Raw genomic sequence first — 24482 nt, forward strand, 5'->3', positions numbered from 1 at the left:
GCGACGGTGGCCTCCGGCGAGGCGCGGTAGCCGACCACTCCCTGCCCCGGCCCGGGTTCGGTTCCGGGTCGATTTCGAGACCCCGACGCCCAGGGATGCCACCATGGGGAGAGCACACCCGGTTCGGAGGCGGTCATGACAGAGGCAGGCAGTACGGCGTCCACGCGGTCCCATCATGAGGTCGATATCTCCAGCTATGAGTTCTGGGAGCAGGACTTCGACGGTCGGGAGGCGGCGTTCGCCCGGTTGCGCGCGGCCGAGGGCCTCACCTGGCATGCCCCGCCGGATTCGCTGATCGGCAAACCCGAGTACGGGCACAGTGCGCTCATCCACGGCACCAAACGCATGACGGTCCGGCTGGCCACCCCTTGACCCCGGATGCCTTCCATACGGAGGCTCGGGGGATCGGTCAGGATCGTGCCGTCACCAGTGGGGCGATGGTGCGGCGGGCGACATCGCGGGCGACCTCCGGGTCGTCGAGGTCGAACCGGCTACCGGGTAGGAAAAGATAACCCAGGGTCAGCCGGATGATGGCCTCCGCCTGGAGGTCGGGGTCGCCACCGGGCAGCACCCCTTCGGTTTGACCGGCGGCGATATGCGCCGCGATGAACCGGTGACCGATATCGACCGGTGAGGGGTCGCCCTGGTCGAGCATTACCGGCAGGTCCCAGTGGCGTTCCGGTGCCACCTGCTTCGGGAAGAAACGTTTACGCAAGGCCAGGCAGGCCACGAACGCCTCGGCGATCCTTTCGGTGGGGTCGGTCGACCGTCAGGAAGACGGCGCGATCACAGATCGGCTCGATTATCCGAAGATCGCCGAGGTAGACCGGACGGCCGGAGCCTCAGGCGCCGAAGGTCGCCGTGGGCAACCCGGCGATCGTGGTTGATGCGACCAGGGTGGCGCCGTCCAACGGGCCCGGTTCGGTCAGCCCGTGCGTCGCGGTGGTGACCACGATTCGGTGCGGTGCACCGGCGCCGACCGCGATGCTCGTCGGCTGTGTCACCGGAACGGGCGCTACGTCGATGAGTTCGCCATCGGGGCTGTACCTGTGCAGTCGGCGGCCACCCCACAGCGCCGACCACACACACCCGTCCGCGTCGACGGTCATCCCGTCGGGGCTCGCGTCGTCGACCGTGGCGAAGACGGCGGGCTCATCGATTCCACCGTCCGCTTCCACCCGGTACCGCAGGATCACCCCCCGCGCGCTGTCGGCGAGGTACATGATGGCGCCATCGGGGCTGAATACCGGGCCGTTGGGGATGGTGAGCCCGTCGAGAACCACCTGGACGTTGCCGTCGGGGTCGACCCGCACCAGCCGCCCGGCGCCCGGGGTGCCGTCGTAGGGCATCGCGCCGGCCCAGAACCGCCCGCGCGGATCGGCGACACCATCGTTCATCCGCATCGGTACCGGCGCGTCATCGAACGGCCTCGCCAGCCATTCGATCTCGACGGCGGGGGCGCTCGATCCTGCCCGGTCCGATACGTCGAGTAGTGCGATTCCGGTGCCGGCAGCGGCTATCCAGCCGCCGCCCATCCGCGGCGCGACGGCACCGAGAGGGACGTCGAGCCGCAACACCTCACGCGTCGGGTGCGCCGGATCGCCCTCGGTCCCCGGGGACGGCGTGCCGTCGGTCTCGAGCAGCACTCCCGCCAGCAGGTCGACGAACAGGAAGCCGCTGACGGTCGCTCGCGCGCCCTCGCCGAGTTCGTGCCGCGCCGTGCCGAGCGCGGTCCACTCGCCCACCGCGCTCATCGCAGCGCCAGCCCCGAACTCGCCTCGATCAAGGCCAGCTCGTTGCGTCCGGGCAACCCTTCCCAGTCACCGCGGCTCGAGACCGCGAACGCGCCGAGGGTGTTTCCGCGGGCGAGCCGTTCGGCGACGTCGCCGCCGTCGAGCAGCGCGGACAGGTATCCCGCGGTGAAGGCGTCGCCGGCGCCGATCGAGTCGACGACACTCACCCGGTGCCCCGCCGCGGTGGTCACGCCCGCGTCGGTATATGCGGCGGCGCCGTTCGCGCCGAGCTTGCGCACCACTTCCGAAACCCCGCAGTCGATGAGTTCTGCGGGATCACGGGCGACCAGACCCAGTTCGTCCTCGGACGCGATCACCAGATCCGCAGCGCGGGCCAGCGGACGCAGTACTGCCGCGGCGGTATCCGGATCCCACAGCCGGGAGCGGAAGTTCACGTCGAAGGAGATCAGTGCGCCGCCTTCGCGGGCGATGCGCACAGCCGCTGTCACGGCCTCGGCGGCACTCGCGGACAAGGCCGGTGTCACCCCGGTGAGGTGCAGGATCCGCGGCGGCTCCGCCAGTGCCGCGACGGAATCCGCTGCGCGGAGCCGGGAGCCCGCGGAGTCGCGGCGATGGTATTCCACGCGGGTCACATCCGGCAGCCGCTGCTCGAACATCACCAGGCCGGTGGCGCGTTCGGTATCGCGGGAGGCGGTGTCGACGAGGATGTTCTCCGCGCGCAGGGTGCGCAATACCAGCTCGCCGGACTCGTCGGCGCCGAGCCTGCCACTCCACCGCACCCGGTGACCGAGACGGGCGAGGCCGATCGCCACATTGGATTCCGCGCCCGCGACGGCCACCGTGGCGTCGCCACCGAAGCGGATATGGCCCGCGACGCGGACCGCCACCATCGTCTCACCGACGGTGACGACGTCGAGCGTGCGCTCGGCTGTCGCGTTCACGCTCTGCCTATTGGGCATGAGCGGGAGCACTGCGTGGTGACGCTGCGCTACCGCCTTCGGGCCTGACCCGCTCATGCCTGCTCCCGTACGGCCGCGAGGAAGGACCGCGCCCGCACGCGCAGCGCGTTCAGGTCGCCGCCGTCGGGGGCGTCGCCGCACAGCGGGCTCGCGACACCGACCGCGATCGCGCCGTTGGCGAGGTAGGCGGGCACGGTGTCCGCACCGACACCGCCAACCGGGACGAGCGGGACCTCGGGGAACGGTGCGCGCAGATCCTTGAAGTATCCGGGGCCCATCGCGGATGCCGGGAAGATCTTGACCGCGTCCACCCCGAGCCTGACCGCGGTGACGATCTCGGTGGGAGTCAGGGCACCGCAGAGCACCGGGATGCCGCGCTCGATCGCCGCGGGCACCGAAGGCGCCACGGCCGGGGTGACGACGTAGGTGGCGCCGGCCTCCCGCACTCGGAGCACCTGGTCGGGCGTGAGAACGGTGCCCGCGCCGAGCTGGATCCGTCCGTCCAGCCGCGTCGCGATCTCCTCGATCACTCGCGGCGCATCGGCCGAGGTGAGGGAGACCTCGAACAACCGGACGCCCTCGTCGGCGAGAGCCAGCGCGGTGTCGATCGACGCGGCGGCGTCGGTGCCACGAATGATGCCGAGGAGCCGGTGTTCGCGCAAGTCGTCGAGCAGGGTCATGAGATGCCTCGATTTCGTCGGTTCTCGGGTCGTCGGTGGTCGCGGAGCGGGGTCACCATTCGGCGAACGATCCGTCGGGATGGTGCCAGATCGGCCCGTGCCAGCCGGTCGCGACGGCGTCGGCCGCGCGGACGGCGGCCTCGTCGATGGCGACCCCGAGACCCGGTGCGTCCCAACGCTCGATATGCCCGTCGACGAACCGCAGCGGGGAGCGGTCCAGGACGTAGTCGAGCAGTTCGGCACTGCCCTGGTTGTAGTGGATGCCGATGGATTGTTCCTGTAGCAGGAAGTTCGGGGTCGCGAGCGCGACCTGCAGGCTGGCGGCCAAGGCCAGCGGGCCGAGCGGGCAGTGCGGGGCGAGTAGCGCGCCGAAGGTTTCGGCCAGGGAGCCGATACGCCGGACCTCGGAGATGCCGCCGGCGTGGGAGAGATCCGGTTGTACGATCGCAACACCCGATTCGAGCACGGGCAGGAATTCGGTTCGGGAGTAAAGGCGTTCGCCGGTCGCGATCGGCACGGTCGTCGACTCCACCACATCCCGCAACCGGTGGCTCAGTTCCGGCAGTACCGGTTCCTCGACGAACAGCGGACGCATCGGCTCGAGCATCGATACGAGCCGGCGCGCGTCCGCGACCCCGACGCGACCGTGGAAGTCGACCGCGATGTCGTTCCGGTCGCCGATCGCCTCCCGGACCTTGCCGACGCGTTCGACGACGCTGTCGAGTCCGGCGGGCGCCGCCAATCGGTCGAATCGTCCGCACGCGTTCATTTTCAGCGCGGTCAGACCGGCCTCGATCTGGGCGCGGGCGGCGTCGGCGACCTCGTCCGGTTCGTCGCCGCCGACCCACCCGTACACGCGGACCCGGTCGCGAACCGCGCCACCGAGTAGCTGGTGCACCGGTACGTCCAGTGATTTGCCGAGGATGTCCCACAGCGCCTGGTCGATGCCGGCGACAGCACTGGAAAGCACCGGACCGCCACGGTAGAAGCCGCCCTTGGTCAGGACCTGCCAGTGCGCCTCGACCGTACGCGGGTCCTTGCCGATCAGCAGTTCGGCGAGCTCGTGGACCGCGGCGCGAACCGTATCGGACCGGCCTTCGACCACCGGCTCGCCCCAGCCCACGATGCCGGTATCGGTATCGATGCGGCAGAACAGCCATCGTGGCGCGACTGCGAAGGTATCGATAGCCGTGATCTTCACCCTGATTCCTTACTGTCGAGGAGATTGAGCACGCTCGACAGGTCGGCTGCGGCCTTGTCGAGGAGTGCCCGGGTCGATGCCACCGCGGCCGTGGGATCGCCCGCCCGGATGGCGTCGACGACTGCGCGGTGGCTCGGCACCGGGTCGTCGGTGGTGTGGTAGTGCACGAGTGAGTCCCGAACCATCAGCGCCGGTTTGATGAGCACGTTCATGCTGGCCAGCATCTCGTTGTGCGCGGCCCGCAACAGCAGTTCATGCCAGGCCAGGTCCGCCGCGGCGGCCTGCTCCGCGGTTCCGGTCGCGGCGGCGGCCATCTCGGCGAGGCACTTCTCGAAATCCGCGAGGTCCTCGTCGGTGCGGCGCAGCGCGGCCAGTCCGGCAGCGGACGGTTCGATGATCGCCCGCACCTCGGCGAGTTCGTCCAGCATCGCGGACGCGTCACCGGCGGAGTGCCGCCAGCGGATCACATCGCCGTCGAGCACATTCCACTGGGCCCGGTCCCGGACGAACGTTCCGCGGCGCTGACGGGAGTCGACCAGCCCCTTGGCCGCGAGCACCTTGATCGCCTCGCGCAGCGCGGTCATCGACAGGTCCATCTGCGCGCCGATCTCCCGGAGATCGAGGACCTCGCCAGGGGCTATCGTCCCGTCCACGATTCGAGAACCGAGCAGTTCCACCGTCGAACCGTGGACCCCGCGTCCCGCATAGCCTGTCATCTCTTCTCCTCGACCCGTTCTCGGTGAATTGCTGTCACACCCCGGCATGGATGCGGTCAGGACGAATTCTTGGTGATGCTCCATCCGCCGTCGACGGTGAGGGTGGCGCCGGTGACGAAGGACGCGGAGGCACCGAGCAGGAACTCGATGGGACCGGCCACCTCCTCGGGATCGCCGAGCCGCCCGATGACCGTCTCGGCGGCGCTGGCGGCGTGCTCGTCTTCGGCGATCCCGTCCCACTGCGCCGTCAGGATCGGTCCGGGCAGCACACAGTTCACCCGGACTTCGCCACCGTATTCGGTGGCGAGCTGCCGGGTCAGGCCGGTCAATCCGGCTTTCGTCGCGGCGTAGGCGGGTACCCCGGGCAGCCCGAAACCGGCATGGACGGAGGAGACGATGACGATCGCGCCGCGCCGGTCGCGGCGCAGGTCGGGCAGGCACGCCCGGACGCCGTGGAAGGCGCCGGTGAGGTTGACGTCCAGCTGCCGCTGCCATGAGGCGAGCGTCATCTCGTGCAGCGGGGTGTGATCGGTGGCGAGCGCGTTGCAGACGAGCGCGTCGAGGGGGCCGAACGTCGCGTGGGCGCGTACGAGCGCTGCCGCCCAGTCGGATTCGGAGGTCACATCGCCGCGGCAGGCCAGGGCCCGGCCGCCCGCCGATTCGATCGACGCGGCCGTATCGGCGACCTTCTCGTCGCGGTCGAACAGCACGACCGACCATCCGCAGGTCGCCATCCGGCGGGCGGTCGCGGCGCCGATTCCCCGGGCCGCGCCGGTGATCAGCACCGTGCCGGTGTCGGGTTCTGTGGTCACGGGGTCTCCTTCCGGTCGTGTACCCGGTCGGGACCGGGTACGGTGCCCAGGTCGTGGTCGCCTCCGGTTCCGTGCTCGCGCAGCGTGACACGGCTACCGATCAGGGGGCTGTCCAGCGTGGTCACCGCACCGGGATGCACCCTGCCGCGGGGGACGCCGTCGGCCAGGAGCTCGCCGCCGACGTACGCGGCGAACCGGGCGCCGCTCTCCCAGTGCCCGACCGGAGTGACGGCGCGGACCTCACCCGCACCGGCGGCGGTCGCGCATCGGTACTCGAGTGCGGTGTGTTCGCCCGGCGCCAGCGTCGTCGACGGGCCGAGGAGTTCGATCTCCACGATCCGCGCGCGTGGATGCAGGCCGCCGAGATGCTCGATCGGTTCGCCCAGCGGGTGTTCCATCCACACCTCCACCCGGGATCCCCCGTCGGGATAGTCACCGTGCGGATCGGCGGTGAAAGCCTGGGTGGTGGTGAGGCCGTGCGCGCCGTGCGCCAGCCATCCACTCGCGCCGGGGAATCCGACTTTGCCGACGACATCCTGGTGCGGCACCAGGACCCGATCGGTGCCGAGAACCTCGTGCCGGGGCGATCCGGTGCCGACCGCGAGTGGTACCGCCCGGTGGTCGCCGTCGGTGACGCCGATGTACACGCCGCCGCTGCCGGGCTCGCCGGCGGCGCGCTGGGTGACGTTCCATAGCGCCCACCGCACCGGCCGCGCCGACGTGTTCCGGGCTTCGAGACGCACGTCGTAGCAGCTCTGCCCGTCCCGCAGCGTGACGGCCCGGGTCAGGGTCAGGCCGGTGCGCGGGTCGTGGCCGCTGGTCATCGTCAGCGTCACCGCCCCGGGTAGGCGCTCCACCCGCCGGTCGTACGGGCCGGAGTCCAGCACCGGATCCGGCGGGCCCGCCCACTCGGCCGGGCCGGACCATCCCTGCGGTGCGGGCCACGTTTTGTCGCCGCCGTAGTTGTTCCAGACACTCATCGGCCCCGAGACCGGCGCGGGCACGTGCGGCGGCATCGGGTGCAGGTTCTCGTCGAGCAGTTCGGTATTGCGCCACAGGGTTTCCCGGCCGTGCAATCGCACCGAGAGCAGCCGCCCGCCCAGTGCGGGGACGAACCCGAGCCGCAACACCGCGTTGTCGAGCCATACGGTGTCGGGACGGCCCGCGGAACCCGCATCGATCTCGACGAGAGGTCCGGGGGAGGGCGGCCGGGTCACTGTAGTGAATCCGAGACGAAGACGACCTTGCCGCGGCTGCCCCCCGCGGCGAGGGCGAAGGCCCGGTCCGCCTCGTCGAGGGTGAACCGGTCGCTGACAACGGCTTCGGGACGCAGGCCCCACGCGACCAGGTTGGTCGCCAGATCCGACATCGCCTGCAGGGACGTCACCCACGAGGCGTGCAGCGTCAACTGCTTGTGCAGCAGCGTGTCGGAGACCTCGCTGTCGAAGCGGCCGCCCTCGCCGATGAACGAGACGTGACCCCATTCGGCCGTGTGCTCGACCGCGGTGGAGCGGCCGGGTGCCGACCCGGACGCGTCCACGGTGAAGGCGAACCCGGCTCCGTCGGTGAGCCGGTCGAGTTCGGCATCCGCCTCGCTCGGTGCGACGGTGGTATCGAAGATGCCGAGCGAGCCGGCCCAGCTCCGGCGCACCTCGGACGGTTCGACGCCGACCACGCGTCGGGCGCCCATCCCGCGGCCGATCATACCGGCCGCGAGGCCGACCGGTCCCAGTCCGACGACCAGCAGGTCACCTTCCCCGCTGACGCCGATGCGGCGCAGTCCCTCGTAGGCGGTGCCGAATCCGCAGGCGATGAGCGCACCGTCGACATAGGACAGTTCCGCGGGCAGCGGCACACAGGTGCGCTCCTCGGCCAGAACGTAGCGCGCGTTGCCACCGTCGCGCTGCCAGCCGTAGGACTCCCGGGACGGTGCGGTGCAGCTGATGTAGAAACCGCGGCGGCAATTGTCGCAGAGTCCGCAGCCGGCGATGTGGTAGACGATGACCCGGTCGCCGACGCCGAAGCGGGCGCAACCGGGCCCGGCGGCGACGATGCGACCGGACGGCTCGTGGCCGGAGACGACCCCGCGGTACGCGGGTCCGTCGATACCGCGGTGGGTCTTGTACTCCCGGTAGATGTAGCTGATGTCGGTCCCGCAGATCCCCGCAGCGCCGACCTCGACGAGTAGTTGTCCCGGACCGGGTGTCGGCACGGGGACCTGCCGCATCTCGGTGGTGGAGTTGCCGGGGAGGTAGATGCCCGGCATCGTCTCGGGAACGGTTTGGGTCCCCGGTTCGGTTGTGGTCACAATTCCTCCTGAGGGCGGCCGGGGCGGGCCCGTGCGGTGAACGACGACGGTACCGAGCCCGTATCGATGGGAGAGCCGGTCATGCGGTGCGGGTGGCCGCGGCGCCGCGGCGGACGACGAGCGCGTTGATCAGGACGGCGCCGACGATGATCACGCCGCGAATGACGTCCTGCAGGAAGGAGTTCACCCCGAGCAGGACCAGTCCGTTGCCGATGACGGTGATGAAGACGACGCCGAGCAGGGTGCCCAGCATCGTGCCGCGGCCGCCGGCGAGTGCGGCACCGCCGATGACGACGGCCGCGATGATGTCGAACTCCAGGCCGGCTCCCGCGCTGCCGGAACCCGCGCCGAGCCGGGAGGCGAGGAGTACGCCGGTGATCGCCGAGAGCAGGCCGGTGGTCGCGAACAGCAGGATGCGCACCTTGGTGAGATTGATGCCGGCGAGCTGGGCGGCAGCCGCGTTACCGCCGATCGCGTACACCGAACGGCCGTACGCGGTGAACTTGGCGATATAGACGAACACGGCGAACAGGACCAGCATCACCACCGCGGACGTCGGGATACCGAGGACGGAACCGCCCAGCAGGTCGAACAGTCCGCTGTCGGGGAGCACCACGGGTAGGGCGTCGGTGAGATAGAGGCCGAGCCCGCCGAGGACGCTCCACAGGCCGAGGGTGGCGATGAAGGAAGGCACATTGAAGGTGGCCCGCAGCCATCCGGCGAGTGCGCCCCACGCCGCACCGAGCACCAGAGTGAGGAGTACGGCACCGAACACACCCAATCCCCATTGGGTACTGCCCATCGCGACCAGCACCGAGGCGAATGCGACGGCGGGACCGATGCTGATGTCGATATCGCCCGCGATGATCACCAGCGTGACGCCCCAGGCAGCGATGCCGATCGTCGCGGCGTCGCGCAGGATACCCAGCTGGTTCGAGCCGTCCAAGAAGCCCGACGCGGTCAGACCGAGCACCACGTAGAGCGCTGCGATCGCCACCACGAGGCCGATTTCGTTGAGCTGATGACTACGCGAGCCCAGCCAGCCGCGTGCGGTGCGGGAATCACCCGGCTGGAGACTGTTCTTGGTGATGACCACGGGGTCCTCTTCTCGTGTCTTGGCTTCGTGGTGGTCAGGCCGCCATCGCGGCGGCGAGGACGGAGTCGATGGTGATATCGGAGCCGGTGAGCTCCTCGGTGATCTCGCCGCCCCGGAGCGCGAGCACCCGGTCGCAGACCAGGGGCAGCTCCTCGAGCTCGCCCGAGACGAACACCACGGCGGCGCCGCCGGCGGCGAGTTCCCGGACGAGGCGGTAGATCTGGGACTTCGCCGCGACATCGACACCGCGGGTGGGTTCGTCGAGCAGCAGGATCCGGCTGCCCGCGTGCAGCCAGCGACCGATGACCGCCTTCTGCTGGTTGCCGCCACTGAGGTTGACGATCGGTGTCTCCGTGCGCGCAGTCGCGATCGACAGCCGCGAGATCAGGTCGGCGGCCGCCGCGCGGAAACGGCGATACACGATGGTCGGTCCGGAGCTGACGGTCCGATAGTCCGATATCAGCATGTTCTCGTCGACACCGAGTAACGGCACGATGCCCGCACCCTTGCGGTCCTCGGGTGTCATGCCGACTCCCAGAGCCTTCATCCGGGCCGCGCTGACATTGCGGACCTCGGTCCCGGCCACCGCGACGGAGCCGGACGAGATCGGATGGAATCCCGCGACAGCGCGGAGTAGTTCGCTGCGACCCGAGCCCATCAGGCCGGCGATCCCGAGCACTTCGCCCGGATGCACATCGAAGGAAACCTCGCGGATCATCGGCGGCAGCACCAGATTTCGCACCGAGAGCAACGGCGTCCCGGAGCGGTCCACGACGCGCTCGGTGCGTTCCGCCACGGCCGGCGCGGCGGAGCCGACCATCAGCGCCACGATATCGGCGGTGCTCGTATTCTCCAGCGAGACGGTCTCGACCACCCGGCCGTCGCGCATCACGGTCGCGGTCGAGGCGACCTGCCGGATCTCGTCCAGGCGGTGGCTGACATACACGACGGCGACCCCGGCCGCCGCGATCTGCTCGACGGTCCGCAGAACCACCTGGACCTCGGCGGCGGCCAGCGCACTGGTCGGTTCGTCGAGGATGAGCAGCCGCGGCTTGCGTCGGACGGCCCGGCAGATCTCGACGAGCTGCTGTTCGGCGAGTGGAAGGGACTCGACCCGGCCGAGCGGGTCGATATCGAGTGCGAGTTCCTTAAGGACGGCGGCGGTTTCGCGGCACATGGTGTCGTAATCGACGCGCCCGGCGGTGCGGGGCCAGACGCCGAGGAACATGTTCTCCGCGACGGTCAGTTCCGGGACCAGGCTCAGTTCCTGGTAGACGGTCTCGATGCCGAGCGCCGTCGACCGCCGGACGCCGCCGTTGCCGAGTAGTTCGTCACCGACGCGGATTGTTCCCCGGTCGGGGGTCTCGACACCCGCGAGCAGCCGGATCATCGTGGACTTGCCCGCGCCGTTGCGGCCGAGCAGTGCCCGCACCTCACCGGCGCGAATCGTGACCGAAGCATCGGTCAGTGCCTGCACACCGGCGTAGTGCTTGGTCAGTCCCTCGATCTCGACGACGACCGCGGGATCGTCCGTGCGCTGATCCATGGTGTCCTTCCGGGGGTGGGGCGGATTCGCGGCGGGTGCGGGGGTCATGGGATTCCGTCCGGATGCGTCTCGAGCCAGTCCGCCGCGGCCTGCGGTCCGACGTACTCGTCGACCGGGGCCGGGATCACGAATTCGGTGGGTGGGTGGCCATCGATGACATCGACGGCCGCGCGGCCGGCCAGTTCGCCGACCTTGATACCGGAGATGTCGGTGACACCTTTGAGGATGGTGCCGTCGCGCAGCATGCCGGCCGCCTGCGTCGACATATCGCCGCCGAACACCGCCACGGCACCGGCCTTGCCCCGGGCTTGGACAGCGCGTGCCGCACCGATCATCTGCGAACCGGCCTCACCGTAGAACGCGTCGATATCGGGCTGGGCCGTGAGGATCTGCTCGGCACGCTGAACTGCCTCATCGAGGGTCAGCCCCTGCTGGTTGGCCACGATGGTGGCCCCGGGAGCCGCCGCGGTGAGCGCTTCCTCGAACCCGATCCGGCGCTGAATGCACACCTCGAACTGTTCGCAGTTGATCACCGCCACCTTCGGTGCGGTGATGCCCTTCTCCCGGAAGTAGGCCGCCATCTGGCGTCCCGAAGCGGCACCGAATTCCTTGGGGTCGCCGAGCACGTAGGCAGAAACCAGCTCACGGGCGGCCTCGTCGGCGATGCAGGTGTTGTAGCAGATGATCGGGACGCCGCCCTCGTGCGCGAGCCGCAGCGCGGGGACGGAGGCGGTGGCGGAAGCCGGCGAGATGATCAGCGCGTCGGCCTGCACCGAGGCGACCGTATCGACGAAGGTGCTCTCCTTGGAGGCGTCCGACTGGATATTGGACGCGAGCAGCTGGGGCGCGTCGGGCAGTTCGGTGAAGGTCTCGTTCAGACCTTTCGCCACGCCTGCGTAGTAGCCCTCGGCGTTCAGGTAGACGACCCCGACACGGCCGTTCTCGCCGACCTTGCCCGCGCAGCCCGCGACGGTCGCGGCGATCAGCACCGCGCCGAGGATGGCGCCCCACTTCCTCTTGACCTGCATGTGACCTCGATGTCTCGCCTGGGCAACTTTGCTTCGATCAGAGTCGCCCACCACGCCCGACGGTGTCAATGCTAAATTATTATTTATTTTTCCGGGTGGATCGGAAGGCCATGCCGGCAGCCACCCGCCGCAGGGATACCTCGACGAACGCCGAGTCGTGAGCGACCGGACGCGCCCCATCGCGGCGGCTCACCGGTGGGTTATGACCCCGGCGGGTACCGCGGGTGCTGGAGTTCGACAACCTCGACAACGACGTCACTGTTCCGGTGCGCCTCGTCCGGCTGCGCCGACGGCCCGCCGCGCCGCGGGGGAGGTCGTCGAGTTGATCGTGGCAACCGCCCCCGGCCGCGAGCTGCCGGCGGAGGCACACCGCGTGGGTCGACGGCGTACACGAGCGACTCTTCGGAGGGCTGCCTGAACAACCTGTACCGGGAGTACTGTCACGAATATAAGCCTCGTCCACACCGAGAATCGACGGCATCTCCAGCGAGGAGAGTCATGAGCGAAACGCGGAGCGGCACCGAGTCCCGAGCTGTCGATCGCACCGGCGACGCGGCCACGGTGGAGCACATATCTGCCATCCCCGGTACCCCCGGGCGGCGCGATGAGATCGACGCGGTGGTCGACACCGCCGCGACCGCTGCGGAGGCATACCGCGCGCTCGACCAGCAGCAGGTCGACATGATCGTGGCGGCGATGGTGCGTGCCGGGATCCGGGCGGCTGCGGAACTTGCCGCAGTGGCCGTCGAGGAGACCGGGTTCGGCGTTTTCGAGGACAAGGTCGTCAAGAACTACGTGGCCACGGAGTTCCTCTACGACTATCTCAAGGACAAGAAGTCCGTGGGGGTGATCGAGGAGGATCTCGATCGCAGCATTGTCCGGGTCGCCGAACCGATCGGCGTCGTCCTGGCCATCACCCCGGTCACCAACCCCACCTCCACGGTGCTCTACAAGGCGATCGTTGCCGCCAAGACCCGCAATGCCGTCATCTTCCGGCCGTCGCCGTTGGCGGTGCGTTCGTGCGAACGCACGGTCGAGACCCTGCGCACCGCGGCCGAAGCGGCGGGCATGCCGCCCGGTGCTCTTCAGGTCATCCCCGATGCTGCACACGACGTCACCCACTACCTGTTCGGACATCGCCGGGTCGATTTCATCTGGGTCACCGGTGGGCAGAAGATCGTCTCCCTCGCCAACGCCGCCGGAAAGCCCGCTCTCGGGGTAGGGCCCGGTAACGCCCCGATCTATCTGCACCGCACGGCCGATATCAAAGGCGCCGTCGTCGACATCCTGATCTCGAAGACCTTCGACGCGTCGGTGATCTGTCCCGCCGAACAGACCTGCATCGTCGATGACGAGATCTACGACGACACCGTCGCCGAATTCGAAAGAATGGGTGCTCACCTGCTCACCGACAAGGAAACAGAGGCGCTCGCCGATTTCGCTTTCGGCTGCGGCGACAAGGTGAACCTCGAAGCCCTCGGGCAGCAGGCACCCGAACTCGCCGCACGCGCCGGCTTCAGCGTCGACGAGTCGGTCAAGGTGCTACTGGCCCCCCTGCCGTCGGATCGCGAGCGGCTCGCCGCGCACCCGCTGGTGCAGGAGAAACTGATGCCTGTCCTGGGTCTTGTTCGGGCCCGCGATGTCCAGCACGCCATCGCAACTGCCGTTCTGGTCACCGAGCACGGCGGCCTCGGCCACACGTCCGCGGTCTACGCCCGGGACCAGACCGTCATCGACGCGTACGGGCTGGCCGTGCGCACCGGCCGGATCCTCGTGAACGCTCCCACCGCGGTCGGGGCGCTCGGCGGGATCTACAACAATCTGACCCCGACCTTCTCCCTCGGGTGCGGCACGTGGGGTGGATCCAGCACCACCGAGAACGTCAACTACATGCAGTTGCTCAACATCAAGACCATTTCGCATCGGCGCACACCACCGCAGTGGTTCCGTGTGCCGTCCAACACCTTCTTCAATGCCGGCGCGCTGGAGAATCTGCGCGACGTCGCCTGCACCGACGTGGTGGTGATCACCGACGCGATCGGCGAACAGCGGGGTGTCGTCGACGAACTACGCTGTCACCTGCGCGCCGCGCACATCAAAGTGTTCAGCGAGGTCGAACCCGAACCGGACGAGGCCACCATTCGCCGCGGTGTCGCGCTGCTCACCGAGTTCCCTCCGGATCTCCTCGTCGCCATCGGCGGCGGCTCGGTGATCGACGCAGCCAAGGCGATCAGACTGTTCTACGAGCACCCCGAGAAGGAACTCGAGGAACTGACCCTGCCGTTCCTCGACCCGCGCAAGCGGATGGCCGACTACCCGCAGGACCCCCACCGGCTCAGGCTGGTGGCCATACCCACGACCGCCGGGACGGGATCGGAGGTTTCGCCCGCGGCCGTCCTCACCGTCGCCGGCCGCAAGGAGACCCTGGTCGACTACTCGCTGGTGCCGGATATGGCGGTCGTGGACCCACTGCTCACGATATCCATGCCGCGCACTCTGACCGTCGACACCGGCACCGACGCGCTGACCCATGCGTTGGAGGCGGCCGCCTCGGTTTTCGCCTCGCCCTATACCGATGCCTTCTGTGTCCAGGCCGCGCGGTTGATCTTCGATGCGCTGCCGAGGGTGTACGACGATCCGCACGACCTGTCCGCGCGCACCGATATGTCCAATGCCGCCACACTCGCCGGGCTGGCGTTCTCGAACGCCTTCGTCGGGACGAACCATGCGCTCGCGCATGCCGTCGGTGCCCGATTCGGCATCGCCCACGGCCGGGTGAACGGGGTGTTCCTGCCGCACACCCTGCGGTACAACGCGAGCGTGCCCACGAAGTTCATGCCGGCACCGGGCTATTCGGCCTATGTCGCGCCGGATAAGTACGCCCAACTCGGGCGGATCGTGTTCGGCGGTCACGAACCCGCGGAGAGCCGCCGCAGGCTCTTCCAGGGCGTCGAGGACCTGCTGCGCCGGACGGGCGTGCCCAGCACGCTGCAGGAGATCGGCATTCCCGAGGACGAGTTTCTCGGGGCGCTACCCGAACTGGCGATGACCGCGTTTCGAGATCTCAGCAACCGCACCAACCCGCGAATGCCCCTGATCAGCGAGATCACCGATCTGCTCCGGGCCGGCTATTACGGGGAGCGCCGCGATTCACGCTGACAGCGCCGACGGAATCCCATGGTTCGGCCACCTGGCCGGCCTGGCGAACTCTGCTGCCCACCTCGTCGGATGCCGTCCTCTGGCATTTCCCCGACCCGGGGCGAGCCGGCAGCGTCGTTCCGGCGTGACACGGCCACGGGAGTTCGAACGCGCGACGGCCCGAGCGCCGATCGGCCCGACGGCAGGGTACAAAGACTCCAGGCGACGCCGTGGTACGGGAGTACTGTCAGCAACAGATGCACCGGGAACGCCGCCACCTCCACCGTTAGGAGAGATCGTTCTCATGTCCGATACCGACATCGCATCAGAATCGGTGCGTGCCGCCGGGGATGGCTGCTGTGCCCACTGATAGCGCCACCGAAACCGTGCGCCTGCGCGCGCCGGTGGCTCGGGTACTCGAGACCATCCGTGATCTGAAAAGCCAGCCGGAGTGGATTCCCGAGATCCTCGAAGCCGACGTGCTCGAGGTGGACGAGCAGACCGGCCTGCCGGTGACGGCACGGTTCAAGGCGTCGGCGACGGTCGGCACCGACACCTACACCTTGACCTATCGCCACCGCGGCGACGGTATGAGCTGGTCGATGGTGGAAGGCCGCATGCAGACCGGTCAAGAAGGCCGCTATCAGCTCGAAGAAGCCGGCCCGGACATCACCTCGGTCACCTACCAGCTGACCATCCACCACAACTTGCCGCTACCGGGCTTCATTCGCAGTCGGGTGATCAAAGGGCTGGTGAACAGCACACTCAACGGGTTGCGTACGCGAGTCGAAGCTTGAATCGGCGGGCCGCCGCATGCTGCGGCGCGCGACTGCCGCGGGGCGCGGCTCACCGGTGACCATGGAAATCGACCGATGCGGATCGCGGCAAGGGCACACATCAGCGAGCCGGCGCTGAACAAGAAGAATCATGCCGACCAGCGCGTCCACGTCGGCGTCGACCATCGGTCCTGCCCGAGCCCCACGGTCGACCCACGAAAGTATGTGCGGTAGCGCTACGGCCGGCCCGGTTCCCGACCTCTTGCAACCCCATCGGGTGGCTACCGGAACATTTCGCGCCGATGTTCCTCGACCGCCGTTTCGGAGGGGCCGGATGCCCCGTTCCCGAACGCCCGCCCGGCGGCAGGATCGTGCGTTGGATCGGGGCCAGGCCCACGGCCATAGCGCAGCGGCGGTACATCTCGGTGACCACCGCCGTGGCTTTACCTCCGAGGTAATCGGCCTTTGCATGCCGCCATGCGAGTGTGATTCGGACGGACTGTCCAGCACCACTCGAAAGAGAGCAGCATGATCGGCACCACCGCAACAGAGGCCACTCGAGCCACCGTTGATGCTTTCCTGGCCGCTCGCGCCAACGGCAACACCGAGGAACTCACCGCCCTGTTCGCAGACGAGGTCGACTGGCTGCTGGCCGAGAACCCCGCGGTCCCATGGATCAGACCGCGCCGGACCGCCGCCGAATGCGCAGCACAGTTCGACGAGCTGATGGCCTACACCGTTCCGGAAGACGCCAAGGCCAGTATCGACACTTCTCTGATCTACGGCACCGAGGCCGTTCTCTTCGGCCACCTCTCCGGAACCGTGCGCGCCACCGGCAAATCGTTCGAGGGCCCCTTCGCATTGCGCCTGACCGTCGAGGACGGTCGTATCACCCGGCACCACCTATACGAGAACAGTGTCTCCATCGCGGCGGCATGCACCCCGATGAGCGCGGCATAAGGCCGGGAAGGCGCGGCGGGGTGATGCCCGACCACCGACAGCTCCGTTCCTGCCCGGGAACCGGGGTGCGCTGTACCGTCGGGGGATGGAAAGATGAACCGGAGGATATTCCCGCGGTCGACCATTGGAGCTCAGGAGAATCCATGCCTACATCAGGAGAATTCCCCGGCATCGGTATGCCGAGTTTCGATGAGTCCTCGTCTATGGACGGCCTGGGGCCGGTGGAAATGGAATCACCCACCCAGGACCTGGTCGTTGACGGCATCCTCGACACCTTCGTCACCACCGGTCCCGATTCGACGAGTGTCTGGACCGATACCGACCTCGACGGTTATGCCGACCGGCTGAGCGTGGTGGAGCACGACGGCGATTACTCGGCGTGGGAATACCACCGTAATCCGGACGGGACGGGCGAGTGGCGGCAAACCGATCAGGGGCAAGTAGGGGAGTGATCGGGGTGCCGGTGAGCGTATTGCCGCCCGGCCCACCGGTGACCGGCCCGACGCCGCGCTCTGCGTCAACGACCTGCTCGCGATCGGTGTGCTGCAGGCCCTGACACTGCGCGGCATCGAGGTACCCGGCGACGTCGCGCTGCTCGGCTACGACGATATCGACTTCGCTCCGGCGGGCGTCCCGCTCACCTGCATTCGTCGAACTCGGGCCGATATCGTCTCCGTCGCCGTCGACCTGCTGGTCGCCGCGGCCGATGATGGGGGATCACAACCCGAGCACGTCTGTTTCCGTCCATACCCGTTCGCGCGCGCCTCCACCGCCGCCTGAGCCGGTTCGACGGCGGACCCTCCTCCTCGGCCAATCGGTGACCGAGCGAATTCCGAGTGGTGGGACGACCGGCTCGCCGCCGACGGTCGGGCCGTCCCCACCACGGCGGTTGCGGGTCCCGGTCCGTGCGAAATCACCGTGGGACACCCGCAGTCCGGCCGTCGGCACCACAGCACTCCCGCAGCAGGCGAGGCCGTGCGTATCGAGCGGGGACGTATCGGGCTGCACCGGGATGACCGGACCGGTGGCCGTTCCCGTAGTGCGGCGGGCACCACACCGCGTGACGGTCGCCGGATAGTTGCGGTGAACGTCGAAGTCGTTCGATACCAACATTTTTGCGGGCGCATGGTGACAGACTGACCGGCGGTGTTCGTAGATGACCGATCCAGCAATTCAGGAGCGCGCTCGTGCCACGTGAAATCGACTCGGCTGTCTTTCCGCATCTGGAGGCGGACCTGAACCGCGTCCGCGACATTCTCGGGCCTGTTCGACTGGAGAACAGACCGGAACTGACCGCACTCACAGACGAAGGGCCGGGCACCTCGCGCCGTCTGGTCCGCCCGACTCTGACCCTACTGTCGTACTACCTGCTCACCGATCCCGAGATACCGGCGGTCGACCGGGCGGTGCGCGCCGCGGCCGCCGTGGAGATGATGCACCTGGGGTCGCTCTACCACGACGATGTCGTCGATCATGCGGACCAGCGCCGCGGTCGTCCCAGTGCCAACGCGGTGTGGGGATCGCATATGGCCGTATTGGGTGGGGACGCGGTGACGTTCTCGGGCCTGCGCATGCTGGCCGAACTCGGCCCGCGCGAGGTTCTCGCGGCGACCATCGCGGGCGAGCAGATGTGTGCGGGCATGGTGATCGAGGCCGCCGACCTCTACGTTCCCTCCCGCAGCGAGCAGTCCTACCTGGACACGATCGACGGTAAAACCGCAGCGGTCCTGTCGCTGGCGTGCCGGGTGGGCGCGATGCAGGCAGGCCGCTCCGCGGACGAGGAAGAGGCGCTGGCGCTGTTCGGCCGGCACTTCGGACTGGCCTACCAGCTGTACGACGACATCCTCGATCTGACCTCGACCGCCGAGGAGATGGGCAAGGCCGTCAATGCGGATCTGCCCGAGGGTATCTACACACTTCCGGTGATCCGCGCGGCCGCCCACGACAGGGAGCTGGCCCGCCTGCTGCGCGGCAGAATGACCGGGGATCAAGCTGCACGGGCCCGACAACTGGTCATCGCCTCCGGTGCCGTCGACGAAGCCCGGGCCGTGGCCGAGGATTTCCTCGACGAGGCCGCCGGCCGACTCGCCGACCTGTCCGTTCCCTCGGACGCCCGCCGAGCGATGACCGCCTACATCCGGTCGATCCTCGACCGGCGCCCTTCTCGCCCCGCGGTCTCCCAACCCATGACGCGGCCTTCCGAGGCTCCGGTCGACGACCTTCCACCGCGGGTCGCGGAATGGTTGACGAGCTGGTTGGTCGATACCGGCCTCGCTGTCTCTGCGGCCGAGGCGGACTATCACCGGTGGACCGGAGCGATCCGGAGCCGGGCACGAATTCTGGCCCCGGCGGCGGACACCTACCGCGAACAGACCGCCTACGGAATGGCCGTGCTGGCCCTTGTGTGGGACGACCTCTTCGAGGATCCGCAGCTGACCGATCCGGACGATGTGACCGCACTGCGCCGGGGCATGGTGGCGACACTGCGCCAGGACCCGGAGACGCCGTGGCGGTCCGGCGCGATTCCCACGGCGTGGGCGAGCTTGTGGCCGCGCCTGCGCGCGGGCCGCACCGCCCGCTGGCAGGAGCGGTTCCTCGACGGTGTCGAGGAGTGGTTCGAAGCCGCCGAACGCGAGGCACACCATCGCATCGACGGCCATATTCCCGCCACCGCCGACTACCTGCCACTGCGGATGTCCACCAGTGGGGTGGAGACCGCCATTGCCGTCATGGAGATGTATCACGACCGGGAGCTGCCCGGGAAAGTGCGCAATCACCCCGTTATTCGCCGTCTCGAGGAACTCGGTTTCTGGGTGACCTTCGTGGAGAACGACCTGGTGGGGTTGGCGCAGGACGAAGCCGACCGAGTCCCCTACAACCTGGTCAGGGCGGTCCGCCACGAGACGGGCTGCACCCGCGGCGAAGCCGTCGAGCAGGTGCGGCGGCAGGTCGCCGAGCATCGCGCCCAGTTCGAGTCGGCGATCCGCTACGTTCCCACGCTCTTCCGCGTACTTCCCGGTCTTTCGGGCCGCGGGAAGGACTACGCGGAGATGTACGGAAGTATGGCGAGAATGGGGCTCTGGGGGCGGGAAAGCGACAGGTACGCCACGACGTCGAAGGTGGGGGCGACCTCCGCGACGCCGGACCTGGAACGCTTGCGTCGTGAGGTCTACTACCGGACAACCGAACCGGCTCCTGCCGTACTGTAGCTCCCGCGGCCGCAAGGAACCTTCGTCCCGGGCTGTCCGCCGATACGGCCCGCCCGGGACACGCGTTCAACGTTTCGCCGGCTGTCCGGACTTCGCCGGCCCGCGGGTGCGGAGTCCGGAGATATGGATCCACCTCATCGGGCCCAGGGACGAGCGGGTGCGCAGATGGAAAGCGACCAGTCCGGCAAGGGCGCTCGCGGTGAACCAGACCAATTGCACGGCGAAACCCGCGAAGAGTGTGGTGTCGGCGAAACCGGCAGCCGTCGAGGCCTGCATCGCACCATAGGAGGGCAGCCAGCGTACGAATTCGCTGTCCGCGCCGCTGCTGGCGATCGGGTTCTGTACAGCCATGTCGAAACAGCTGATCATCGCTATGGCGAACATACCCTCCACTTCGCGGCGGAGCAGTGCGCCGAGGGCGACACCCAGCGCTCCATAGGTCATCGCCGCGCAGAACAGGGCCGCAGCGAGCTGGACAGGCCGTTGTGGCGACCAGTAACAGCAGATCACAGCGGTGGCATAGACACAGACCCCCAACGAGGCCACCACCAGGCAGGCGATTTTCGCCAAAGCCAGTGCCACCCGGGGGAATCCGGCCATCGATAGCCGCCGGTCGAAGGCTCCGCTACTGAAAGTCGCCGCGAACATCATGAACCCGATGATCAATGAGACCGCGGTGAGGGCGCCGCTGATCTGGGCGAGCTCGTTGCCGTCGGCGCGCAGCACCAGACCGGTGTCCCGGAGCCGGAACGGTACCTCGATATCGGTGACGGCCACGCGCACCAGAGTGATCAGAACGGGAACGAAGACGGCCACCAACACCATGGCGAACCGGTTACGCGCGTGTTCGACGAGGCCGTAGCGGGTAGCGATCAGGAACAGCCGTACACCGCCGCTCATCCGGCTGTCTCCTGCCTGGTCCGGAGGACCCCCTCATGCAACCGCCACACCTGGTCCAGCTTGTCGGTGTCGTGCGCCAGATGCGAGACGACCAGCACCGACCGGCCGGTGTCCCGGAATTCCGCGACCAGATCCCAGAAGCGCAGGTATGTCTCCCAGTCGAAACCCTGATACGGCTCGTCGAGCAGCAGCACCTGCGGATCGTGCATCACCGCGAGCGTGAGGTTGAGCTTCTGTCGGGTGCCGCCGCTCAGCGTGCCGACGGGCTCACCGGCATACTCGGAGAAGCGCAGGATTTCCATGGTCTGCTCGGCCCGCCGCAGGTCCGGGACGGCGTAGGCCGCGGCGAAGAAGTCCAGGTGCTGGCGCACTGTGAACGCATCGTTCAGCACCACCTGCTGCGGGCAGTAACCGAACCGGGCGCGGTGCCGGACCGTCCCGCGGTCCGGCCGCAGCTCTCCGGAGAGTACTTTCAACAATGTCGATTTGCCGACGCCGTTCTCGCCGACGATTCCTACCAGCGCCCCGGCGGGCAATACGATGTCGATGCCACGCAACACCGACCGCCTGCCGTACGAATGGTGGACGTCCTCCACTTCCATCAACGCCCCTTGTCTTCCGCCGACGTAGTGGCCGGTTTGCCGCACGAATGCTATCAATCAACCGTCGGTGCGACGGCGAAATCCACTTCCGCGCAAGGGATACGCGTCCGAAACCGACTACGGAGGCGTGGCTTCCGCCGAAATGGGAGCGTATTCACGACACTCGGCGCTCGCGCGGAGTCCGCGTGACAGCGTAGCCCGCTACATCCGGTCAGCGGAGACGAGGATTCGAACGGCCGCGTTGTGGCTTACGTGCGGCTTCGTCGTTCACCTGGTCCTGCCGATCGTCGGGTACGAGGGAGCGGATGGCTGCTCGGGAGCCGATCATCAATTTGTGCAGTACGGAGGCCATTTGAGCGTCGACAGTCTTGGAGGAGCTGCCGCGCCGCACCGCGATGGCAGTGTTGGTCCACCCCGCTGCGGCGAGTACGGCGACCTCCTGCTCGGCCGTCGACAGTTGCTGCCACGGGGAGGGGCGGCTGCGCCGGATCGGATGTTCGACGGGCAACTTGTCCATGGACAGGTTGCCCAACGCCAGCTGCGTCACTTCGCCGAGCTCCGGCCGCAACAGCGTACCTTCCCGCTCCGCCTCCGCGAAGGCGTCGTCGTTCAGTATTCTCCGGGCGGTGTCCGCGGCGAATTCGGTTTCGGTGGCGAACGGGCCGAGGTGGACGATATCGACGCCCAGGCCTTCGCGGAGCGTGGCACCGCCGCCGAGCAGGCGTGCGATATCGCGTGCCCGGGCCGTCACGTCCGGCTCGTCGTCGGCGGCGACCAGGCGGGCCAGCGTCCATGCCTGGATGTGCACGGCCCACACCGCGCTCCACCGGTCGCGCATCGCGAGTTGATCGGACAATGTCGCGCGCCCCACGGCGAGCGCCTCGCCCGCGTCGCCGTGTTTACTCGATGCGATCGCCCATGCCAGCCTCGCCCAGCAGATCGCCCACTGGGCACCGGAGCGCTCGGCGTTGCGGAGGTGGGCGCGGCAGGTGTCCAGTGCTTGGCCGGCGGGGCCAGGACGGCGATCGCCCGCGGATCGCGGCGGATCAGCATCAGTTCGGCACCTCGGGCGTATTCGACCGCGGCGGGCAGCCCCAGATCGACATCGGGTTCCGCGCGCCAGCGCACTCGGTCCGCGGCGTCGGGCACGCAGCGGGCGACGCATTCGTCGAGCATGCGCTCGGCCTCGCGGGGCAGTCCTTGGCACAGGCTGATCCAGGCGATCAGTGACATCGCCCCGACCTGCAGCGGCACCGGTTCGGATCCAGGTCCCGGGTTGCCGAGTTCACCGAGGTCGGGCTGACACCGGAGCCCAGTGCGACCGTGGCGCCACCGCGGGTCGCGGAGTCCCCGGTCGCACTGGAGTGCCGCCTCGAACACACCGTGGAGCTCGGTGACTCGACAGTGGTGATCGGCCGGGTCCTGCATGCCGCGGTCGATGCCGATGTGGTCCGTACGGATGCCCGTGGTAACAGCCTCCCCGCGATCGACCGGCTGCGCCCACTCGCGCGTCTGGGTCGCAACGAATGGTCGACGATCGGTGCGGTACTGGACATCGCCCGCATTCCCTATGCGCGGTGGCCGGGCCGTCCCGACCGCGAAAGCTGAGGCCTCGGCGGGCGGCGGCTCGGTACCACCCGCCCACCGTGATCGGCCGCCGGCGCGGATCTGCTCGCATCGGAGAACTCCGGTCCCGCACGGGGTAGCGAGCGCGTCGAGAAATACGATGGCCGTGTAACTTGCCTCGCGCTATCGCAGCGAGGTCCTCACCGGACACCCTCCGAGGGGGTGAGAAACAACGCTATGAACGGCGTCGACGACATCACGCCCGCCGAGGCACGCCTGCACAGCACGCCGAAGCTCCGTTCGGTTCACCTCGGCGATATCCGGGTCAGCTATGTCCATGACGGATGGGTGCAGCTCGACCCCACATTGTGGCTGCCGGACAGTTCGTCCGAGTACTGGGCTCACCACCCTCGGTACTTCGACGACGAAGGCTACCTTCGGGCCGGTATGGGAGGGCTGCTCGTAGAGACACCGGACGGCACCGTACTGATCGATGCCGGTTTCGGGCCCCGTCGGATACCGGCCGATCCGGCCGTGCCTCGAATCGGCGCCACCACGGGCGGGTCCTTCCCGGCGAGCCTGGCAGCGCTGGGTGTCAGCCCTGATCAAGTCGATGTACTGGCGTTCACCCACCTGCACCTCGACCACATCGGATGGGTTTGCGCCCGCGATCCCGCGACCGGACGAACGCCGTTCGCCCGCGCACGAGCGGTAACAACCGCCACCGAATGGCATCACGGTACCTCCGACGTGCACGGCCCCTTCGAAGAGACGATGAGAGCGCTGCGTCCTCGACTCGAGCTCGTCGAGGACGCCGGCGAGTTCTTTCCCGGAATCACGCTGATCTCCGCACCAGGGCATTCGGCCGGCCACGCGGTCTACGAGATCGCCTCGGGGGCCGGCGCCTGCTCGCTTTCGGGGATCTGTTCCACTCGCCGGTGCAGATCGAGAACCCGCGCTGGTCCGCACAGCCGGATATCGATACCGTGCTGAGCACTCGAAGCCGCCACGCGATTCTCCAGCGCCTCGTCCAGGACAACACGCTGGGATTCGGAATACATTTCGCCGACGTCACTTTCGGTCGCGTCGTGGTGGGCGAAGAGGGAGGCTGTCGCTGGCAGCCCGTCGCTACACAGGTGGTCGACGCGGTCCGGTGACCGCCCTCTCTGGTCCGCGGTCGGCGTCTCCGGCTCGGACCGAGGCGGAAGGCGTGGTCGTCGTCGCGGTGCCC

General features: G+C 68.3%; 26 protein-coding genes. 11 read left to right on the forward strand and 15 right to left on the reverse strand.

The annotated features are described in order from the left end of the window. Positions 1-135 precede the first annotated feature (135 nt). The gene (locus ACQPYS_RS11400; RefSeq protein WP_433492558.1) at positions 136-372 is read left to right on the forward strand and encodes a hypothetical protein; all 237 of its coding nucleotides are present in this window, start codon (positions 136-138) and stop codon (positions 370-372) included. A gap of 37 nt (positions 373-409) precedes the next feature. Here the strand turns inward: ACQPYS_RS11400 and ACQPYS_RS11405 are convergent, their stop codons facing one another. The 12 genes from ACQPYS_RS11405 to ACQPYS_RS11460 all read right to left on the reverse strand — a co-directional run bounded on the left by ACQPYS_RS11405 (position 410) and on the right by ACQPYS_RS11460 (position 12100). Next, positions 410-730, reverse strand: coding sequence for a hypothetical protein (locus tag ACQPYS_RS11405; RefSeq protein ID WP_433492559.1), 321 nt, complete (start codon positions 728-730; stop codon positions 410-412). Positions 731-842: 112 nt separating this feature from the next. Then, complete coding sequence (locus ACQPYS_RS11410; RefSeq protein WP_433492560.1) at positions 843-1754, reverse strand: SMP-30/gluconolactonase/LRE family protein; 912 nt, start codon at positions 1752-1754, stop codon at positions 843-845. After that, the gene (locus tag ACQPYS_RS11415; RefSeq protein WP_433492561.1) at positions 1751-2770 is read right to left on the reverse strand and encodes a sugar kinase; all 1020 of its coding nucleotides are present in this window, start codon (positions 2768-2770) and stop codon (positions 1751-1753) included. The genes ACQPYS_RS11410 and ACQPYS_RS11415 overlap by 4 nt, the downstream gene beginning before the upstream one ends. Then, positions 2767-3393, reverse strand: coding sequence for a bifunctional 4-hydroxy-2-oxoglutarate aldolase/2-dehydro-3-deoxy-phosphogluconate aldolase (locus ACQPYS_RS11420; RefSeq protein WP_433492562.1), 627 nt, complete (start codon positions 3391-3393; stop codon positions 2767-2769). The genes ACQPYS_RS11415 and ACQPYS_RS11420 overlap by 4 nt, the downstream gene beginning before the upstream one ends. Positions 3394-3445: 52 nt before the next feature. Continuing rightward, positions 3446-4594, reverse strand: a complete 1149-nt coding sequence (gene dgoD, locus ACQPYS_RS11425; RefSeq protein ID WP_433492563.1) for a galactonate dehydratase — start codon at positions 4592-4594, stop codon at positions 3446-3448. After that, positions 4591-5310: a FadR/GntR family transcriptional regulator gene (locus tag ACQPYS_RS11430; protein ID WP_063036178.1), complete on the reverse strand. Its 720-nt coding sequence runs from the start codon at positions 5308-5310 to the stop codon at positions 4591-4593. Before ACQPYS_RS11430 ends, dgoD begins: the two co-directional genes overlap by 4 nt. 56 nt (positions 5311-5366) lie before the next feature. Then, on the reverse strand, positions 5367-6122 hold the full coding sequence (locus ACQPYS_RS11435; protein ID WP_433492564.1) for an SDR family NAD(P)-dependent oxidoreductase: 756 nt from the start codon (positions 6120-6122) through the stop codon (positions 5367-5369). Next, positions 6119-7339, reverse strand: a complete 1221-nt coding sequence (locus ACQPYS_RS11440; RefSeq protein ID WP_433492565.1) for a DUF4380 domain-containing protein — start codon at positions 7337-7339, stop codon at positions 6119-6121. Before ACQPYS_RS11440 ends, ACQPYS_RS11435 begins: the two co-directional genes overlap by 4 nt. Then, positions 7336-8430 carry a zinc-dependent alcohol dehydrogenase family protein gene (locus ACQPYS_RS11445; RefSeq protein WP_433492566.1) on the reverse strand — a complete coding sequence of 365 codons (1095 nt, stop codon included), beginning with the start codon at positions 8428-8430 and terminating at the stop codon, positions 7336-7338. Before ACQPYS_RS11445 ends, ACQPYS_RS11440 begins: the two co-directional genes overlap by 4 nt. A gap of 79 nt (positions 8431-8509) precedes the next feature. Beyond that, positions 8510-9526, reverse strand: coding sequence for an ABC transporter permease (locus tag ACQPYS_RS11450; RefSeq protein WP_245664532.1), 1017 nt, complete (start codon positions 9524-9526; stop codon positions 8510-8512). A 34-nt stretch (positions 9527-9560) separates the two neighbouring features. Next, entirely contained in the window at positions 9561-11072 is a 1512-nt protein-coding gene (locus ACQPYS_RS11455) for a sugar ABC transporter ATP-binding protein (protein WP_433492567.1), read from the reverse strand. Between the two features lie 44 nt (positions 11073-11116). Continuing rightward, positions 11117-12100 (reverse strand): substrate-binding domain-containing protein, encoded by a 984-nt coding sequence (locus tag ACQPYS_RS11460; protein WP_063036182.1) that lies wholly within the window; start codon positions 12098-12100, stop codon positions 11117-11119. Positions 12101-12598: 498 nt separating this feature from the next. On the opposite strand from ACQPYS_RS11460, the gene adhE reads away from it, so the two are divergent. The 6 genes from adhE to ACQPYS_RS11490 all read left to right on the forward strand — a co-directional run bounded on the left by adhE (position 12599) and on the right by ACQPYS_RS11490 (position 20183). Then, positions 12599-15259 (forward strand): bifunctional acetaldehyde-CoA/alcohol dehydrogenase, encoded by a 2661-nt coding sequence (gene adhE, locus ACQPYS_RS11465; protein WP_433492568.1) that lies wholly within the window; start codon positions 12599-12601, stop codon positions 15257-15259. 329 nt (positions 15260-15588) lie between these two features. After that, positions 15589-16035 carry an SRPBCC family protein gene (locus ACQPYS_RS11470; protein ID WP_433492569.1) on the forward strand — a complete coding sequence of 149 codons (447 nt, stop codon included), beginning with the start codon at positions 15589-15591 and terminating at the stop codon, positions 16033-16035. 507 nt (positions 16036-16542) lie between these two features. Then, a complete protein-coding gene (locus tag ACQPYS_RS11475; RefSeq protein WP_431939002.1) occupies positions 16543-16974 on the forward strand; it encodes a nuclear transport factor 2 family protein in 432 nt (143 codons plus the stop codon). Positions 16975-17117: 143 nt separating this feature from the next. After that, complete coding sequence (locus tag ACQPYS_RS11480) at positions 17118-17426, forward strand: DUF6802 family protein (protein WP_433492570.1); 309 nt, start codon at positions 17118-17120, stop codon at positions 17424-17426. Between the two features lie 19 nt (positions 17427-17445). Next, on the forward strand, positions 17446-17754 hold the full coding sequence (locus ACQPYS_RS11485; RefSeq protein ID WP_433493025.1) for a substrate-binding domain-containing protein: 309 nt from the start codon (positions 17446-17448) through the stop codon (positions 17752-17754). 407 nt (positions 17755-18161) lie between these two features. Next, positions 18162-20183 carry a polyprenyl synthetase family protein gene (locus ACQPYS_RS11490; protein ID WP_433492571.1) on the forward strand — a complete coding sequence of 674 codons (2022 nt, stop codon included), beginning with the start codon at positions 18162-18164 and terminating at the stop codon, positions 20181-20183. A gap of 66 nt (positions 20184-20249) precedes the next feature. Here the strand turns inward: ACQPYS_RS11490 and ACQPYS_RS11495 are convergent, their stop codons facing one another. From ACQPYS_RS11495 to ACQPYS_RS11505, 3 genes are all read right to left on the reverse strand, one after another. Next, the gene (locus ACQPYS_RS11495; protein WP_433492572.1) at positions 20250-21083 is read right to left on the reverse strand and encodes a hypothetical protein; all 834 of its coding nucleotides are present in this window, start codon (positions 21081-21083) and stop codon (positions 20250-20252) included. Further along, complete coding sequence (locus ACQPYS_RS11500) at positions 21080-21685, reverse strand: ABC transporter ATP-binding protein (RefSeq protein ID WP_063036187.1); 606 nt, start codon at positions 21683-21685, stop codon at positions 21080-21082. Before ACQPYS_RS11500 ends, ACQPYS_RS11495 begins: the two co-directional genes overlap by 4 nt. A gap of 211 nt (positions 21686-21896) precedes the next feature. After that, positions 21897-22523 carry a helix-turn-helix transcriptional regulator gene (locus ACQPYS_RS11505; protein WP_433492573.1) on the reverse strand — a complete coding sequence of 209 codons (627 nt, stop codon included), beginning with the start codon at positions 22521-22523 and terminating at the stop codon, positions 21897-21899. Positions 22524-22681: 158 nt separating this feature from the next. Between ACQPYS_RS11505 and ACQPYS_RS11510 the strand changes: the two genes are divergently transcribed. The 4 genes from ACQPYS_RS11510 to ACQPYS_RS11525 all read left to right on the forward strand — a co-directional run bounded on the left by ACQPYS_RS11510 (position 22682) and on the right by ACQPYS_RS11525 (position 24408). Then, entirely contained in the window at positions 22682-22915 is a 234-nt protein-coding gene (locus tag ACQPYS_RS11510) for a hypothetical protein (RefSeq protein WP_433492574.1), read from the forward strand. 12 nt (positions 22916-22927) lie between these two features. After that, positions 22928-23293, forward strand: coding sequence for a flavin reductase family protein (locus ACQPYS_RS11515; protein WP_433493026.1), 366 nt, complete (start codon positions 22928-22930; stop codon positions 23291-23293). Between the two features lie 180 nt (positions 23294-23473). Further along, complete coding sequence (locus ACQPYS_RS11520) at positions 23474-24244, forward strand: MBL fold metallo-hydrolase (RefSeq protein WP_433492575.1); 771 nt, start codon at positions 23474-23476, stop codon at positions 24242-24244. After that, positions 24238-24408 carry a hypothetical protein gene (locus ACQPYS_RS11525; RefSeq protein ID WP_433492576.1) on the forward strand — a complete coding sequence of 57 codons (171 nt, stop codon included), beginning with the start codon at positions 24238-24240 and terminating at the stop codon, positions 24406-24408. The genes ACQPYS_RS11520 and ACQPYS_RS11525 overlap by 7 nt, the downstream gene beginning before the upstream one ends. Positions 24409-24482: the final 74 nt, after the last annotated feature.

The sequence above is a fragment of the Nocardia grenadensis genome (genome assembly GCF_050942415.1).
GTDB classification, from domain to species: Bacteria; Actinomycetota; Actinomycetes; order Mycobacteriales; family Mycobacteriaceae; genus Nocardia; species Nocardia grenadensis.